This is a genomic window from Pseudomonas sp. S5D5 (genome assembly GCF_003013355.1).
GTDB lineage: Bacteria > Pseudomonadota > Gammaproteobacteria > Pseudomonadales > Pseudomonadaceae > Aquipseudomonas > Aquipseudomonas aylmerensis.
In genome coordinates this window covers 998,379-1,013,478 of the sequence record NZ_PTEO01000001.1, presented here as the reverse complement: position 1 = coordinate 1,013,478, position 15,100 = coordinate 998,379, and the positions used below count along the sequence as shown (strand labels likewise).

At 63.4% G+C, this 15,100-nt stretch carries 14 protein-coding genes; 4 read left to right on the top strand and 10 right to left on the bottom strand.

All coding sequences use genetic code 11. The features are described from left to right. The first annotated feature begins 134 nt into the window (after positions 1 to 134). A complete protein-coding gene (locus C9990_RS04835) occupies positions 135 to 1,010 on the top strand; it encodes an AraC family transcriptional regulator (RefSeq protein ID WP_106802656.1) in 876 nt (291 codons plus the stop codon). Here the strand turns inward: C9990_RS04835 and C9990_RS04830 are convergent. The 8 genes from C9990_RS04830 to C9990_RS04795 all read right to left on the bottom strand — a co-directional run bounded on the left by C9990_RS04830 (position 1,007) and on the right by C9990_RS04795 (position 11,346). After that, positions 1,007 to 3,508, bottom strand: a complete 2,502-nt coding sequence (locus C9990_RS04830) for a LuxR C-terminal-related transcriptional regulator (protein ID WP_106802655.1) — start codon at positions 3,506 to 3,508, stop codon at positions 1,007 to 1,009. The two genes, C9990_RS04835 and C9990_RS04830, sit on opposite strands and share 4 nt — an antisense overlap. Positions 3,509 to 3,729: 221 nt before the next feature. After that, positions 3,730 to 5,097, bottom strand: coding sequence for a DUF1329 domain-containing protein (locus C9990_RS04825; RefSeq protein WP_065908516.1), 1,368 nt, complete (start codon positions 5,095 to 5,097; stop codon positions 3,730 to 3,732). Between the two features lie 24 nt (positions 5,098 to 5,121). Continuing rightward, positions 5,122 to 6,888 carry a DUF1302 domain-containing protein gene (locus C9990_RS04820; RefSeq protein ID WP_065908514.1) on the bottom strand — a complete coding sequence of 589 codons (1,767 nt, stop codon included), beginning with the start codon at positions 6,886 to 6,888 and terminating at the stop codon, positions 5,122 to 5,124. 497 nt (positions 6,889 to 7,385) lie between these two features. After that, entirely contained in the window at positions 7,386 to 8,297 is a 912-nt protein-coding gene (locus tag C9990_RS04815; RefSeq protein WP_106802654.1) for an SDR family oxidoreductase, read from the bottom strand. Between the two features lie 148 nt (positions 8,298 to 8,445). Continuing rightward, a complete protein-coding gene (locus C9990_RS04810) occupies positions 8,446 to 9,351 on the bottom strand; it encodes an alpha/beta fold hydrolase (RefSeq protein WP_065908510.1) in 906 nt (301 codons plus the stop codon). Next, positions 9,351 to 10,133 carry a class II aldolase/adducin family protein gene (locus C9990_RS04805; RefSeq protein ID WP_106802653.1) on the bottom strand — a complete coding sequence of 261 codons (783 nt, stop codon included), beginning with the start codon at positions 10,131 to 10,133 and terminating at the stop codon, positions 9,351 to 9,353. The genes C9990_RS04810 and C9990_RS04805 overlap by 1 nt, the downstream gene beginning before the upstream one ends. 150 nt (positions 10,134 to 10,283) lie before the next feature. Further along, on the bottom strand, positions 10,284 to 10,970 hold the full coding sequence (locus C9990_RS04800) for an LrgB family protein (RefSeq protein WP_065908506.1): 687 nt from the start codon (positions 10,968 to 10,970) through the stop codon (positions 10,284 to 10,286). Further along, complete coding sequence (locus tag C9990_RS04795; protein ID WP_106802652.1) at positions 10,960 to 11,346, bottom strand: CidA/LrgA family protein; 387 nt, start codon at positions 11,344 to 11,346, stop codon at positions 10,960 to 10,962. The genes C9990_RS04800 and C9990_RS04795 overlap by 11 nt, the downstream gene beginning before the upstream one ends. 112 nt (positions 11,347 to 11,458) lie before the next feature. Between C9990_RS04795 and C9990_RS04790 the strand changes: the two genes are divergently transcribed. Further along, positions 11,459 to 12,355 carry a LysR substrate-binding domain-containing protein gene (locus C9990_RS04790; RefSeq protein ID WP_106802651.1) on the top strand — a complete coding sequence of 299 codons (897 nt, stop codon included), beginning with the start codon at positions 11,459 to 11,461 and terminating at the stop codon, positions 12,353 to 12,355. Here C9990_RS04790 and C9990_RS04785 read toward each other — a convergent pair. After that, positions 12,336 to 12,791, bottom strand: a complete 456-nt coding sequence (locus tag C9990_RS04785; protein ID WP_065908500.1) for a flavodoxin — start codon at positions 12,789 to 12,791, stop codon at positions 12,336 to 12,338. The genes C9990_RS04790 and C9990_RS04785 overlap by 20 nt on opposite strands. A 128-nt stretch (positions 12,792 to 12,919) precedes the next feature. On the opposite strand from C9990_RS04785, the gene C9990_RS04780 reads away from it, so the two are divergent. Both C9990_RS04780 and C9990_RS04775 read left to right on the top strand, forming a co-directional pair. Next, on the top strand, positions 12,920 to 13,387 hold the full coding sequence (locus C9990_RS04780; RefSeq protein ID WP_106802650.1) for a PAS domain-containing protein: 468 nt from the start codon (positions 12,920 to 12,922) through the stop codon (positions 13,385 to 13,387). Between the two features lie 57 nt (positions 13,388 to 13,444). Beyond that, positions 13,445 to 14,050: a hypothetical protein gene (locus tag C9990_RS04775; protein ID WP_106802649.1), complete on the top strand. Its 606-nt coding sequence runs from the start codon at positions 13,445 to 13,447 to the stop codon at positions 14,048 to 14,050. Between the two features lie 2 nt (positions 14,051 to 14,052). Here the strand turns inward: C9990_RS04775 and C9990_RS04770 are convergent, their stop codons facing one another. Then, positions 14,053 to 15,009 carry a MerR family transcriptional regulator gene (locus C9990_RS04770; protein WP_106802648.1) on the bottom strand — a complete coding sequence of 319 codons (957 nt, stop codon included), beginning with the start codon at positions 15,007 to 15,009 and terminating at the stop codon, positions 14,053 to 14,055. Between the last annotated feature and the right edge of the window lie 91 nt (positions 15,010 to 15,100).

Here is a 15,100-nt window from a genome sequence, read left to right as displayed (position 1 = left end):
GGCTCCATCGGTTGAGCCACAGTGTCGCCTTCAACCGGTGTCGCGCTCTTGCAGATTCTTGCGCTTTTGTCGGGCGGTGGGATCACAGCGCCAGCCTCCCGGAGTAGGATGCAAGGCATCCAAGAGTACTCACCATGCCTGACCTGGAATCCCTGCAAGTCTTTCAAGCCCTTAACCGCTCGCCCAACGCACGCCTGGAAGCCTGCGCCGAGCTCGGTGACGGCTTGTCCGCGGCCTTGTGGAGCAACCACCATGACGCCCAGGATTACCAGGCGCCCAGCCATCACACCTTGTCGTGCTACATCGGCGGCGGCACCGGTACATTCCGGCGCGATCAACCGGGCACCAAGGGCGGGCCCGACAAGCTCTGCATCCTGCCCGCCGAACACCAGTCGGCATGGGTGATCAACGGCGAAATCCGCCTGGCCCATGTGTATTTCAGCCCGGAGCAGTTTGCCTTGGGCTGCGTCACCCTGCTCGACCGCGAGCCGCGCACCTTGCAACTGCGCGAAAGCACCTTCCTGGAAGACGCCAGCCAGGCCCGGCGCTTTCACCAGTTGATCGCGCTCAACTGGCACGAGCCCGCCGAGCGCCTGCTGACCAGCAGCCTGGCGCATGAAATGCTCAGCCACACGCTGCTCAGCCAGGTCGGCGCGCGCGACGGATTGCGTTTGAAAGGCGGCTTGGCGGCGTACCAGCGGCGGCTGTTGGTGGAGTACATCGACCAGCACCTCGAAGACCCGATCAGCCTGGGACAACTGGCTGGAATGTGCGCGCTGTCCGAATACCACTTCGCGCGGATGTTCCGCCAGAGCTTCGGCCTGCCGCCGCATCAATACCTGCTGGCGCGGCGCCTGACCCGCGCACAGGCCTTGCTGCGCAGCGGCGCCCTGCCCTTGGGCGAGATTGCCTTGATGTGCGGGTTTTCCAGCGCCAGCCACTTCACCCATCGCTTTCGCCAGGCCATGGGCGCCACGCCCGGTGAATACCGCCTGGCGTTCTGCGCCTAAACCATCAAGCCCAACGTTTTTGCCTTGGCCACTGCCTGAGTGCGCCGCTCCACGCCGAGCTTGCTGTGGATACGCCGCGCGTGGGTCTTGACCGTGTGCAGCGAGATAAACAGCCGGTCGGCAATCTCCAGATTGGAGTTGCCCAGGGCAATTAACTGCAGCACTTCCAGCTCCCGGTGGCTCAGCGGATTTTCCAGCGCGCCCGGCGTGGACGCCTGCGGCTCCATACCCAGTTCGCTGAGCAGCCCCGGCGAGCGCAGACGCAGCTCGCGAATCGCCTGCTGCACCTGGCAACGCGCGGCCAGTTCCAACCCGGTCTGCAGTGAGCGGCGCGCCAGGACCGGGTCACCGACCTGCCACGCGACCTCGCCCAGCACCAGGTGCAGTTCGGTTTCCAGGCAAAGCATGCCGCGCCGGTGCGTAGTGTCCAGCAGGGCCGTCAGCCGCGCCACCGGCTGGTCGCAGCACCCCAGTTTCACCTCCGCCAGCACCAGCAGGTATTCAAGACGCGGGATCAGTTCGAGGGTGGCCGGCGGCGCCTGTTTGGCCTGCGGCCCTCGGAAATGACGGAGTACGCGGCGCACCGCTTCCACGGTCAATTCCGCACGGCCCTGCTGCAACCAGAAATGCCCGCTGACCAACAACAGCACCGCGCGGTACACCGTGTCCGGCACCTGGCGCCGCTGCATCAGCCGCTCGGCCTCGCGCAGCTGGAAAAATGCCTGGGCGTAATCACCACGGTTGGCGGCCAACAGCGCCAGGCCGAGAAAACCGTAGAGCACGCGTTTGTCGTGACTGTGCAGGCACATTGTCAGGCCGGTTTCAAAGCACTCGGCGGCCAGCGTGTCGTGCCCTTGGCGCAGCGCCAGGTGCCCGCGTCGCAGCGCGATACGCCCCACCAGGGGCCCGGCCGTGAGCCGCTGCTGGAGCAACATCGCCTGCACATTCTCCAGCAGGCTTTGCGCGCGATAGGGCGCGCCGCGCTGTTCGAGCAATAGCGCGTGATCCAGTTCGAGCAGCGCCTCCAGCAATAACGAACCGTGGGCGCGTGCCAGGCACAAGGCTTCGCGGCTCAGCGCCTGGGCCACGTCCAACTCACCGCGCAGCAGCGCTTGCTGGGTCAGGCCCGACAGGCACATCAGCCGCGAGGTCCACGCGCTGTCGGGCAAGGCTTGCAGGGCTTCGAGAAAATGGACGCGCGAGCGTTCGGCATCGCCGCCCAAATGCAGCAGCCAGCCCCACTGCGCCTGCCAACGCGCGAGCAGATAGCGCTGCTGCGCCGCCGTCGGTTGCGGGGCGAAGCGGGCCAATTGGTCGATGCACTGCGCAGCCTGGTCGAAGCGCCCGGCGAACAGCAACGCCGCCGTGACCAGGCCCACCAGCTGCGCCGAGCCCAGCATCAATTCTTCGCCATGCTGTTCATGCAGGCGCAGCAACAACGCGGCGTTCTGCTGGCGGAACAGGTCCTCGAAGCTGAAGTGCTGCAACAGGCTGACGGCGACTTCATATTCTTCGGCCAGCAGCGCCTGTTCGAAGGCGGCCTGCCAGTCCTGCTCGGCGGTGAACCACTGGCAGGCGCGCCGATGCCAGGAGCGCTTTGCCGCCCAGGGTTCGGCGCGCAGCAGTTGCGCCAGCGGCGGGAAAACCTGCAGCCAATCGGTGTCCTCCCACGGCTGGATGAAGGCACCGAGGGCCTGCAGATCCCGCAGGTACTGAACCCCATCGCCAAAGCCGAACAGGTGTTCGCACAGCCCCGCATTGAAGCGCGGCAAATGGGCCAGCACCCGCCAGGCTTCGGCAAGCTCCGGCGGCAGGGTGCTGAAGAGTTCGTGTTGCAGGTAGTCGAGCAAGGTCTTGTCGGGGTGGCCATCGCCGAGCAAGGCGATACGCACCCCGGCGCACCAACCGGCACTGAACTGCAGCACGCTGTCGACCGACTGCCCGGGCGCCTGGCAGAGCAGTTGCTGGATTTCCGCCGCACTGAACGCCAGCTCACCGCCACACTCCAGCAATTCATCGTCGAGCAGCAGGCGCGGCCAGTTGCACACCGGGCGACGTCGCGCGCCCAGCCACCAGGTCAGCGCCGGGCTGCTGGCCGTGAGCAGGCGGTCGAGCAAGGCGTCGGTGTCGGGCGTGGGCAGGCGGCAAAAATCATCGAGGAACAACCACGCAGGGGATTGCCAGCGACTGAGGTCCAGCAGCAACGTGGCTTCATCGCTGAACGCCAGGCCGAGGTTTTGTGCCAGGCGCTGGCACAACTCGAATGGGCTGAGGGCCGCGCCATTGAGCGGCAGCCAATACACCTGGCACCCCGGTGGTGCCTGCAATGCGCACTCGCCGAGCAGCGCGCTCTTGCCGCTGCCGCCCGGCGCGCAAAGCAATCTGACCCGGGCCTGCGCCGCCAGCAAAGGCTCGGCCAGGCGGGGGCGCAGCAGATGGTGGGCGGACAGCCGAGGCATGAATCCAGGACGGTCCAGGCAGCGTGTCATGGCGGTCATAGCTGCATCCTGCGTTTTTATTGTTGTGCAACCTGGCGCCTACCCTAGTCCTGTGGCCGGCGGTTGTTGAAGAAGTATTCAGCAGGGTGATTGGCAAGCATAAAAAAGCACCGAAAACCGCAGGAGCCGGCTTGCCGGCGATTGCGGTAGACCAACCACCCCATCGGCAGCTGACAGACCGCTATCGCCGGCAAGCCGGCTCCTGCAGGGGGAGGTGTCGGTCAGCGCACGCCTGAGGCGCGCAACGCCGCTGGCGTGTAATCCGCCGCCTTGGCATCGAAGCCGAACACGAAGCTGCTCTTCTCCTCGTTCTTCATGCCCAGGGCGATGTAGCGCCCGGCAATGATGTCGTACAGGGTTTCCACGGTGTAGGCCGGGGTCTGGTGGTTGTAGTAGAACTGCGCATGGCCTTCGGCGACACGCCACAGCTGACCGCGCCCGTCGTAGTGATCCACCAGCGCCACCTGCCAGCTGTCTTCATCGATGTACATGTGGCGCTTGGCGTAGATGTGTCGCTCGCTCGGCTTGACGGTGCCGACCACTTCCCACACGCGGTGCAGCTCATAGCGGGTCAGGTCCTGGTTGATGTGCCCGGCCTTGATGATGTCGTCGTACTTGAGTGACGGCGAATCGAGCTTGTAGCTGTTGTAGGGGATGTACATCTCCTTCTTGCCCACCAGTTTCCAGTCGTAGCGGTCGGGCGCGCCGGAGAACATGTCGAAGTTGTCAGAGGTGCGCAAACCGTCGGCGGCAGTGCCCGGCCCGTCGTAGGCCACTTGCGGCGCGCGGCGCACTCGGCGCTGGCCGGCGTTGTAGATCCAGGCCAGGCGCGGCTCCTTCACCTGGTCGAGGGTTTCATGCACCAGCAGCACGTTACCCGCCAGGCGCGCCGGCGCCGTGACCGACTGCTTGAAGAAGGTCAGCACGTTGGCGCCCTTGGCCGGGTCCATGTCCGGGATCAGTTGCGGCACCGCCACTTCCTCCTCGAAACGAATCGGCGTGTAGCTGCCGTTGGTCTGCGGGGTAGCCTGGGTGATGATGCGGCGCAGGTTGCCGCCGTGGTAGCGGGTGATGTGGTTCCACAGCACTTCCACGCCATTCTTGGGAATCGGGAACGCGTAGTAGCGGTTGCCGGTAAAACCTTCCAGGCCGTTGCCGTCGTTGATCGCATGCACGTTCAACGCGCTGCGCTTGATCGACTCGTAGATCTCCGGCGGCAGATTGACCGTGCGGTGGCTCGGGTACACCGGGATCTTGTAGGTGTCGGGGTAGCGCTTGAACATCGCGACCTGGCCGTCGGAGAGCTTGTCCTTGTACTTGTCGACGGTGGCGGCGGTGATCACGAACAGCGGTTTTTCACTGGCAAACGGGTCGGCGAGAAAGCCCTTGCTGTCCACCGCGCCGGCGTTTTTCGGGATGCCGCCGGTCCAGGCCGGGATCGAGCCATCGGCATTCCCGGCCTTTTCGGCACCGACCGGGGTCAGGGTGGTACCGAGCTTCGCCGCTTCTTCCGGCGACACCGCCGCCATCACGTTGGCGGCCAGCAGGCTGAGGGCCAACACGCCGCATTGCAGAATCATCTTGCGCATAAAAGCATCCTTTTCAAGCCGTGATCAGAAGTTCGCGCCGACGCTGAAGGCGAGGAAGTCGCGGTCGGTCAGGGTGTTGTAATGGCCGCCGAAAAAGTCGGTGTAGCTGAGGCTGGCGGTGTAGGTGTTGCGGTAGTCGGCATCGACGCCGATGCTCACCGCCTTGGCGCCTTCGTTGAACAGGCCATTGGGGCCGTAGCCCTTCACGTCATGGGACCAGGACAGGTTGGGCTTGAGGTTGACCCCGGCGAACACGTTGCTGTAGTCGAGGATCGCCCTGGCGCGGTAGCCCCACGAGGTCGCTGTCACAAACCCATCGGTATCGCCCTGGTAGCCGTAGACGCCATAGACCGAATCACGCCCGTAGCGCAGTTTGCTCTTGGACTCCAGGCCCGCCACGTAGGTGACGCCCGCCTCGCCCACCAGGGTCAGGCGGTCGGCGCCCATGACCTGGTCGAAAAACTGCGTGAAGGTGGTCTGCGCCTGGGTGACTTGCTTGCGGCGATAACCTTTGTTGTCGGCGCCGGCCGAAGAGCTGATCACCGAGGTACCCGGCACGGCGGGGTTGACCAGCGCCAGGGTCAGGTCAGTGGTGTTCAACTGCACCGGCGCATTGGGCCGGTAGCTGATCTCGCCGCTCCAGGCCGTGCCGGTGGGCAGGGTGGTGGAGAAGCTGGCGCCGTACAGGCGAATGTCTTCCGGGTAATCGAGGTAGTACTGGCCGCGGCCGAGCATCAGCGCGGAAACCAGTGACGGACGCAGGGCTGCCGGCGTGCCGGGCAGCAAGGCGCCCAAGCCATTGAGCGTGGCCTGCCCGGCGCTGGTGGTGCCCACGGTGGGCGTACGGCTGTGGTAGTTCATGAAGTACAACGCGTACTCGGTGTCGTCCCCCAGCCAGCGCAACGCTGCACCAAACTGGCCGCCGTCGCGGGCTTCACGGTCCTTGCCGCGCTGCACCACGATCCCTTCCCGGGTGACTTCAAAACCCTGCCCGACCAGATTGGCCGCCGGCTGAAAGCCCGCCGCCGCCGCGCTGCCCACGGTGTAGTTATTGTTGCACCCGTGCGCGACCACATCGTTGCCAAAGAACGTGCCGCAGTTATCCACCACGGTGTTTTCCCAGTTCAACTGGTAGAACCCTTCCACCGTCAGCTGGTTGGTCAGGCTCTGCGAGGCGAAGAGCATGTTCACCGGGATCAGGCCTTCCTTGATCTCCGCGCCGGGGCGGCGGAAGGCGGAAACGTCGATCGGGTTGATGCTGTTGATGGAGTTGCCGATAAAGGTGCTCTCGCCCCAGCTGACCACCTGCTTGCCCACCCGCACGTTGCCCGGCAGATCGGCGATGGAATAGTTGTGATAGACGAAGGCATCGAGCAATTCGTAGCCGGAAGAGCGCGCGCCCTCGTCGCGATGGTGATTGCTGATCTGCTTGAACTCGCGGTCTTCGTCCTGCAGTTCGAAGTCGTACCAGTACTTGCCACGCACGAACACGCCGCTGTCACCGTATTTGAGTTCAAGGTCGTGGATGCCCTTGAAGATTTTCGAGAAGGTCTCGCCCTTCTTGAAGTTCAGCCGCCCGTCATCCCCGGTCGACGCCTGGCCCGTACCGCCGTTGGCCACGCCTACCAGCTTCTTGTCGGCATCGCGCATGCCCCAGCTCGCGCCGACCGACAGCGAGGAATCGAATTGCCCTTCGATCTCGCCAATGTTGAAAGAAACAGCCTGTGCCTGGGCACAGCACCCCAACGCAACCGCAGCGGCCAGCGCCTGTGGCCTGAAGATGGCGCGCATTGTTGTTCTTGTCATGCGTCTTCCCCGGTGAGTGACAGAAGGCCCCACCCTACTGCCGCCTGTCAGGAGCGATAAGCGCACCAAGGAGGGATTCGTGTTGTCGCTCGAAAGGATGACGAGGCGCTCTGGCCGGGGTCCTGGCCGGGCCATGATCGCGGTGGATGGCGGCTTATCAGGCGCATGGATGGCACGGACACTGATTATTGCCGCTTCGGTAACAGTCCTTGTCATGAACCGGCATTACTCATTTTGTAACAAGCGACTATTCTTACCGGGCTTTCAGGGCAAACGGCCCGCTTCCTCTACAGGAAGAACAGCCAGCTTTAAATGGATTGATGCCTTTTTTCAATCCGTTACCCGTGTTCACTGACGTTGATTTGTCGCTCCTTGATCCAACGTCTGACTTCAGCCGCTGCGTTTGCAGCGGCTTTTTTTTGCCCGAAATAAAACGGGGCGCCATCAGCGCCCCGTGGGATTCAATCTTTTTCAGGCAACGATCAGAGGCTGTACTTCTGCAAATTGGCCATCATCTCCTTCAAGGCCTCGATATTGTCCTTGGGGTGGGCCGCACCTTCGAAGTCGCAGATCTGCGCCCAATGCGCCGCCACATCGTCCGGCGAAAAACCGGCCTCTGGATCAAAGCCCACACCCAGGCTGCGCTCCCAGCGAGTCTTGCCGATCCAGCCGCCGCCCACTTCAAACAGCCCCGAGGTTTCCTGGCACGCCTCGCTGCCCAGGTACACCACCAGCGGGCTGACCAATTCAGGCTTGAGGCGCTCGAACACCTGCGGCGGGATCAAGCCTTCAGTCATGCGCGTGCCACCGGTGGGAGCGATGGCATTGACCAGGATATTGTTCTTGCGCCCTTCCAGGGCCAGGGTACGGGTGAGGCCATACAGCCCGAGCTTGGCCATGCCGTAGTTGGACTGGCCGAAGTTGCCGTAGATGCCCGAGGTGGACGCAGTGAAGATCACCCGGCCATAGCCTTGCTCACGCAGGTGCGGCCAGGCGGCGCGGGTGACTTTGTAGGCGCCTTCGACATGTACCCGGTAAACCAGGTCCCAGTCGCTGTCGTCCATTTTATGGAAGGTTTTGTCACGCAGGATGCCGGCGTTGTTGACCACCACATCGATGCGGCCAAAGGCGTCGAGGGCGTTCTGTACGATCTTGTCACCTTCGGTGACAGAGTCATGGTTGGCCTCGGCGATACCACCGGCGGCGCGGATTTCGGCGACCACGCGATCGGCAGCGGAGGCATTGGCGCCCTCGCCCTGGGCCGAACCACCCAGGTCATTGACCAGCACCTTGGCCCCGTGCCGGGCGAACAGCAGCGCATGGGCGCGGCCCAATCCGCCGCCGGCGCCGGTGACGATCACGACCTTATCCTGGAACTGCACTGACTCACTCATACCGAACTCCAAAGGCGACAATGGGAATGGGTCGAGTGTCCGGCAAGGCGCGCCTGGTCACAATAAATACGGCCAGGGCTGAATGGTGCTCGATAAGGCAGCGGGATGATTGCGGGTTCTGGGCGATGACTGGCCTGGGACAATGCCGCTAGCGCAGGCAAGCCAGTTCCAACACCGGATGCCCGACCTGGTCCCGAAACGCCTGGTAATGCTTGAGCACCTGCACGGGCGCCTCGATCTGCGGGTAGTGGCCGATATTGGCCAGCAGCACGGTGTCGGCGTGGGGCACCAATTGGTGGTAGCGCTCGACCATGTGCGCGCCGGAGATCGGGTCTACCTCGCCATCGATCACACGCAGCGGCACTTCGCCGCGCTGCATGGCATCCACCCAACGCTCACGCAGGCGTCGGCGCTGGGGGATGTAGGCAATCAGTTTGTGCAGGATGCGCGTGCCGTCGTTGCAGTTGATCAGGCTCCAGAAATCATCCAGGGCGCTTTCACTGGGGCGCGTGTCGGGGCCGAAGATCTGGCTGAAGCTGTCGGACAAGGCGTTGCGCCCGAAGGCGCGGCCGATCATCCAGCCCAGGGGACTGAGCAAGAGTTTTTGCACCAGCGCCGGGCGATGGGTTTCGGGGAACAGCCCACCATTGAGGAACACGCAGCTGGCCATGTGAAACCGACCTTCATAGTGCCGCGCCAGGAGTTCCTGGGCCACGCTGTCCCCGTAGTCGTGGGCCAGCACGTGAACCGGCTGCTCCACCCGCAGGTGTTCGAGCAGGGCCTGTTGCACGTCAGCCTGCTCGAGCAGGCAATAGGTGTGGTTCAAAGGCTTGGCCGAGTCGCCGAAGCCGAGCATGTCGCAGGCGATCACCAGGTTGCGCTGGGCCAGTGGTTGCCACAGGTAATGCCAGTCCCAACTGGCAGTGGGGAAGCCATGGATCAGCAGCAGCGGCTCGCCCTGCCCCGCCACCCAGTAACGGATGGTGCGGCCACGAAAGACGAATTCCTGCCCGCGCTTGCGCCAGGCTCTCAGCGGGATCTCGGCGAGTGGCATCAGCTTTTATATCCAGGGTCTTGAGCATCCAACTTACGCAGCAGCGCCGGCCAGGCCAGCGCGCCCCCCATACCTTGTGCACTCTTGGTGACAGCAGCCACCATCGCCTTGGCACCGGCGAGAATCTGCGGCCCGATAGGGATCAACTCGGCGCCACCGTTTTGCGCCAGCACCTGGATATCGCAGGCGCGCTGGAAGGTGAACATCATCAGGAAAGTGTCGGCGATGGTACTGCCGCAGGTCAGCAGGCCGTGGTTGTGCAGCATCAGGAAACTGTTGTCGCCAAGGTCTGCCTGCAGGCGGGCCTTCTCTTCGTGGTTCAGCGCCACGCCTTCGTAAGCGTGATAGGCCAGGCTCGACAGCACGAAGATCGATTGCTGGCTGATCGGCAGCACGCCCTGTTTCTGCGCGGCCACCGCTACACCGGCGGCGGTATGGGTGTGCAGCACGCAGGTGACATCGTGGCGAACTTCATGGATGGCACTGTGGATGGTGTAGCCCGCCGGGTTGATCTCGTAGGGGCTGTCCATCAGCTTGTTCCCGGCCTGGTCGACCTTGACCAGGCTCGACGCCGTGATCTCGTGGAACATCAGCCCGTACGGGTTGATCAGGAAATCATCGGTGCCCGGCACCTTGGCCGAGATATGGGTGAAGATCAGGTCATCCCAGCCATGCAGCGCCACCAGGCGATAGCAGGCGGCCAGGTCGACACGCGCTTGCCATTCGGCAGCACTGACCTGGTCTTTGACATTCTGTGGCGATAGAACGGGGGCTAGGCTCACGGCAATGACCTCCTTGGCGCGCTTTCTTATTGTTTTTTTGGGTGAAGGGCCAGTCTAGTCAGACCTCATGGCAGGCGTAGTTGCCTTCGCAGCCAGCTTGATGACCGAGCGAGTCACTACGCAGAATAGTTGAAAGTAGCCCGTGTCGCGTCAGAGAAGTGCCGCCAACAAAGGCACGGCGAACAGGTTGAGCAAGCCCGTCAACACCATCACCAGGCCCGCCACCGAGCCTTCTTCACCGCCCACTTCATGGGCGCGGCTCACGCCGGCGCCGTGGGCACCCACGCCAAACAACGCACCACGCGCCAGCGGCGTGCGCAGCGGCAGCCACTTGAGCAGCACGCCGCCGAGCATTGCGCCGAAGACACCGGTGAACATCACAAACACGGCGGTAAGCTCCGGTACGCCGCCCAGGTCGGACGACACCGGCATGGCGAACGGCGTCGTGATCGAGCGCGGCACCAGCGACATCGTCACCGAGCTGTCCAGCGCCAGCGCCTTGGCCAACCCGAACGAGGTGCCGATGGAGGCCGCGCTGCCTGCCACCATCCCCAGCAGCAACGCCGACCAGTGCCGCGCCAGCAAACGCCGCTGTTGCCAGATCGGCACGGCGAACGCCACGGTCACCGGGCCCAGCACCAGCATCAGCCAGTGGGTGTCGGTGGCGTATTCGGCGTAGGCGGTCTTCATGGGCACGGCCACCGCCAGCAACAGCACCGGGACCAGGATCAGCGGCGACAACAGGTAGCGACCGGTACGCCGATAGATCCAGCGGCTGAACACATACGCGCCCAGGGTCAGCGCGAGCCAGAACACCGGCATCAGCTCAAGCTTCATGGCGCAGCCTCCAGCGACACACGGCTTCCACCGTAAAGGCCGTCACCAGCATCACCGCCAGCGTGCTGAAGCCGATCACCAGCAGGATGCGCCAGCCGTCGTTGCGCAGCAGGCCGCCGTAATCGAGCAGGCTCATCAGCGCCGGAATGAAGAACAGCAGCATTTCCGCCATCAACACCCCGGCGCCCAGTTGCAAGGCTGCCGGCTTGACCAGGCCACTGGCGAAGGTCGCCAGCAACAGCCCGAGCCCCACTACGCCACCGGGGATCGGCCGGGCCAGCCACACCGCCAGTTGAGTGCCGAGCAGGTAGATAGCCAACAACACAACCAGTTCGGTCAACAAACGGCCAAGGTGTTTGAAGGTGAAACGTTTCATGGGCTTTGGATCCTCGCAGTACGCCCATTTTAGAGAGCCGCCTTCCATCCCCACAGCGAATTGTTAGACTGCCAGCTATTCCACCCTGGAATAGCGAGCGGGATGCACACCCATGGAATTCAAACAGCTGCGCAGCTTTGTCGAAGTGATCCACCGTGGCGGGTTTACCCAGGCCGGGAAAACCCTGCACATCAGTCAGTCCGCCGTCAGCAAGCAAGTGGCGCAGCTGGAGCAAAGCCTCGGTACGCCGCTGCTCGACCGCATCGGCTCGCAGGTGCGCCTGACCGCCGCCGGCCAGGTGGTGCTGCAACGCGCCGAGGCCATGCTGCGCCTGCAGACCGAACTGCTGAGCGAGCTGGACGATATGCACCAGCTCACCCGCGGCGAGTTGCGCCTGGGTCTGCCACTGCTGGCGGGGGATACATTATTTGCCGGACTGTTTGCCGAGTATCGGCGGCGCTACCCGAACGTCACCATCCAGTTGCTGGAAGGCGGCAGCCGCAATATCGAGCAGGCGATTCTCAGCGGTGAACTGGAAGTCGGCGGCAGCTTGAAGCCCAGCGACCCGGCGTTCGCCTGGCAAGCCTTCTGCGATGAGCCACTGGATGCACTGCTGCCGATTGACCACCCGCTGGCGGACAACGCCCAGGTGCGCCTGGAGGAATTGGCCGACACGCCGTTCCTGATGTACCAACGCAGCTTCGTCCTCAACGACCGGCTGATGCAGGCGTGTCACCAGTTGGGCTTTACCCCGAAGGAAATCGGGCGCAGCGGCCAGGCCGACTTTCTTGCAGCGCTGGTCGCGGCAGGCCAGGGCGTGGTGCTGTTGCCCAGCGTGGTCGCCCGTGGGCTGGTGCGACCGGGCGTCGTGCGCCTGACACTGAAGGCGCCCGACTTCCTGCGCTGGGACATTGCCTTTATCTGGCGTGAAGGCACCTATCTGTCGAGAGCCGCACAAGCCTGGCTGGCGTTGCTGCGTGAGTTTCCGGTCAAGCGCGCAGTGCTGTGACCAGCTCGGCCAGCCACGGCTCGGCGTCGGCTTCGGGGGTCACGCTTTCACTGGCATCCAGGCGCAGCATCGGCAGCACTTCGCGCACGCCCAGCTCAGCGAACAGCTCCCGCATTTGCTCACCGCCGCCACAGAAGGTGTCGCCGTAGCTGGCGTCGCCCAGGCCGATCACCGCACCGGGCAGGCCGCGCCAGGCAGCAGGCAATTGGTCGCGAATGGTCGAATACAACGGTTGCAGGTTGTCCGGCAACTCACCCATGCCGGTGGTCGAGGTCACCGCCAGGAACGCCTCGGGGGCAAACGCCTGCACGTCCGCCAGGCTCGCGCGTGGATTGTGCCAGGCGTCAAAACCGGCCGCGTTGAGGATGCCTGCGGCGTGGCGGGCGACTTCTTCAGCCGTGCCGTACACCGAGCCGGAAAGGATGGCGACTTTCATCAATCTGATCCTGTAGTTGAGCGAAAGCGTGGGATATTAGCAGCTGTGGCAAATATTTCGGTGCACACCGTGCAACATTCGGCGCCTGTCATAAACTGCCAGCACCCCCACACGCCATGGACCGCTCAATGATCAACGCCCACCTGATGCAAATGGTGATCAACGCTTCCAACGACGGCATCGTCGTCGCCGAACGCGAAGGCAAGGACAAGCCGCTGATCTACGTCAATCCGGCATTTGAACGGATGACCGGCTACACCCTCGATGAAATCCTCTATCAGGATTGCCGCTTCCTGCAATCGGGCGACCGTGACCAGCCGGCACTGATGGCCATCCGCGAGGCCTTGGAGAGCGGCGGTTCGTGCCGTGAAACCCTGCGCAATTACCGCAAGGATGGCAGCCACTTCTGGAACGAGCTGTCGTTGTCCACAGTGCGCAACCAGGCGGACAAGCAGACCTATTTTGTCGGCGTTCAAAAGGACGTCACCGTGCAGGTCAAGGCGCAGCAGCGGGTTTCCCAGTTGGAAGCCGAGCTGGCCCAGGTCAAGGCCGAGCTGGCGGCGCTCAAAGCGACGAGCGGATCGAACAAAATTTAGAAAAACCGGCCATTAAGAGGATAATGGCGTTTTAATACCTCCCCGTGAGCACGCCTCATGCACCGCGACACACTTCTGACGCAGGACGAGCTGGATTTTATTCAGATGATGCAACACAACCCGCAGCTCAACCTGCGGGACGCGTCGTCGAGCCTGACCGTCAACGGCGGCGCGCAGATTCGCGACTTGCTCACGCGCCTGGCCGCCCATGATCAACTGACCATTCAAGCGCAGTTCGACAACCAGCAACTCACCTTCCCCCTGCACCTGATGGAGGACGAGTTTCATGCGCTGCATCTGCGCCTGGGCGTGCCGACGATTTTCGAGGACGGGCCGATGATCCGGCCTTGGCGCCTGGCCCTGGAAACTCCGGTGGCGCTGGAGAACATCAGGGGCAACCTGAGCGCCTTGTGGGTGCATGAAGTGTCATTCAAAGGCGTGCTGGTGGAGATCCGCGGGCGGATCAAGCCGCCGAAAACCTTTTCCCTGTGGTTCAGCCCTTCGGGTTATGAGCGAATCGCATTGCGCGGCACGCTGGAACGCGAAACCGCGCGTGGCCTGTTTGCCTACCGCCTGGATCAGAGCGACGTGAGTGAAACCGAGCGCCTGCGCCAGTTCATCCTGCACCAGCATCGCTTGATCCACCCCGAAGTCCACGCCTGAGATCAGGTGTCCAGGCTGCCACGCAGAAATTGCTGCAGGCGGTGCTGCATCGAGCGCCCTTCATTGCCCAGGCAGCCGATGGAAGAGCCCGCCAGGCTGGCTTCGGCCAGGTCCGAGGCGTCACCGGCAAGCAGCAGCGGGCAATCGAGGGTCAGCGCCAGGCGCTGCAGCCGCAGCGGCAAATCGGCGCCGGGCGCGCGATTGGAAAACAGCACCAACGCCTGCGGCCGGGTCTTCTCGCAAACCAGGGTCAACTCGTCGAACGGCTGGCCAACGGCAAACACCTTTACCGCCAGGTCATCGGAGCCGATCAATGCCCCAGCCACCAACAGCTCCAGCTCCCGACATTCACCGACAATCGCCGACAGCAGGATCCGCGGCGTTGCCGAGGCGCTGGCCAGGTGCAGGCGTTGCGCGACACGGGCGCGCAGGAAGGCGTCGAAGAACAGCCACTCACTGGCTTGGCCGAAGTGCCCCTGATGCCGCAGCAATTGCTGCCACAGCGGCATGATGATGCTCTGGAACACCACCGCGACCGGGTAGGCAGCGAAAATCTGGCCGTACAGGCGGTCGAGCTGGCGATCGTCAAAAGCGCTGATGGCCAGGCGCAGCTGCACCTGCCATTGGCTCCATTCGCGTTCGGTATCGACGCGCGAAGGCGTGGCGTGTTCGCTGCACAAGGTGTCACGGGCGAGGATCTTGCCCACTTTGCTCACGGCGACGCCGCGCTCGATCCAGTCGAGAATGCGGTGCACGGTGTCGATATCGGTGCTTGAGTACAGCCGATGCCCGCTTTCAGTGCGGGTTGGCTGGATAAGACCGTAGCGACGTTCCCAGGCACGCAGGGTGACCGGGTTGACGCCGGTCAGCCGGGCGACTTCGCGAATCGGAAAAAGATCAGCGGGATCGATGGCGCTGGCGTGCGCCATTTCGGCGTGAGGAGCAGTAATTTCGGGCATCAGCGTTGAAAAACATCCGTGTCGATGTGGACCTCATTTAACGCTGATTCAAGCCTCTGATTCAAGCTGTGCCGCGAGCCGACCAAAGTAT